1 rRNA gene is annotated in these 1,678 nt (G+C 52.3%); it reads right to left on the bottom strand.

What is annotated here, in order from left to right:
* A 23S ribosomal RNA gene (locus LHJ54_RS12670) occupies positions 1–1,538 on the bottom strand; the annotation flags it as partial.
* Positions 1,539–1,678 lie beyond the last annotated feature (140 nt).

Genomic DNA, 1,678 nt, shown 5'->3' with positions numbered 1-1,678 from the left:
CCGTAGTGCCTCGTCATCACGCCTCAGCCTTGATTTTCCGGATTTGCCTGGAAAACCAGCCTACACGCTTAAACCGGGACAACCGTCGCCCGGCCAACATAGCCTTCTCCGTCCCCCCTTCGCAGTAACACCAAGTACAGGAATATTAACCTGTTTCCCATCGACTACGCCTTTCGGCCTCGCCTTAGGGGTCGACTCACCCTGCCCCGATTAACGTTGGACAGGAACCCTTGGTCTTCCGGCGAGCGGGCTTTTCACCCGCTTTATCGTTACTTATGTCAGCATTCGCACTTCTGATACCTCCAGCATGCCTCACAGCACACCTTCGCAGGCTTACAGAACGCTCCCCTACCCAACAACGCATAAGCGTCGCTGCCGCAGCTTCGGTGCATGGTTTAGCCCCGTTACATCTTCCGCGCAGGCCGACTCGACCAGTGAGCTATTACGCTTTCTTTAAATGATGGCTGCTTCTAAGCCAACATCCTGGCTGTCTGGGCCTTCCCACATCGTTTCCCACTTAACCATGACTTTGGGACCTTAGCTGGCGGTCTGGGTTGTTTCCCTCTTCACGACGGACGTTAGCACCCGCCGTGTGTCTCCCGTGATAACATTCTCCGGTATTCGCAGTTTGCATCGGGTTGGTAAGTCGGGATGACCCCCTTGCCGAAACAGTGCTCTACCCCCGGAGATGAATTCACGAGGCGCTACCTAAATAGCTTTCGGGGAGAACCAGCTATCTCCCGGTTTGATTGGCCTTTCACCCCCAGCCACAAGTCATCCGCTAATTTTTCAAGATTAGTCGGTTCGGTCCTCCAGTTAGTGTTACCCAACCTTCAACCTGCCCATGGCTAGATCACCGGGTTTCGGGTCTATACCCTGCAACTTAACGCCCAGTTAAGACTCGGTTTCCCTTCGGCTCCCCTATTCGGTTAACCTTGCTACAGAATATAAGTCGCTGACCCATTATACAAAAGGTACGCAGTCACACGCCTAAGCATGCTCCCACTGCTTGTACGTACACGGTTTCAGGTTCTTTTTCACTCCCCTCGCCGGGGTTCTTTTCGCCTTTCCCTCACGGTACTGGTTCACTATCGGTCAGTCAGGAGTATTTAGCCTTGGAGGATGGTCCCCCCATATTCAGACAGGATACCACGTGTCCCGCCCTACTCATCGAGCTCACAGCATGTGCATTTTTGTGTACGGGGCTGTCACCCTGTATCGCGCGCCTTTCCAGACGCTTCCACTAACACACACACTGATTCAGGCTCTGGGCTGCTCCCCGTTCGCTCGCCGCTACTGGGGGAATCTCGGTTGATTTCTTTTCCTCGGGGTACTTAGATGTTTCAGTTCCCCCGGTTCGCCTCATTAACCTATGGATTCAGTTAATGATAGTGTGTCGAAACACACTGGGTTTCCCCATTCGGAAATCGCCGGTTATAACGGTTCATATCACCTTACCGACGCTTATCGCAGATTAGCACGTCCTTCATCGCCTCTGACTGCCAGGGCATCCACCGTGTACGCTTAGTCGCTTAACCTCACAACCCGAAGATGTTTCGTAAAACATTCTCGTGTCGCGAAAATTTGAGAGACTCACGAACAACTTTCGTTGTTCTGTGTTTCAATTTTCAGCTTGATCCAGATTTTTAAAGAGCAAAACTTCGCAGTGAACCCTTTC

Origin of the sequence: Porphyrobacter sp. GA68 (genome assembly GCF_022605525.1) — a bacterium.
Lineage (GTDB): Bacteria > Pseudomonadota > Alphaproteobacteria > Sphingomonadales > Sphingomonadaceae > Qipengyuania_B.
Note: the sequence above shows the minus strand (reverse complement) of the source record. Positions and strands in the feature narration are given on the sequence as shown.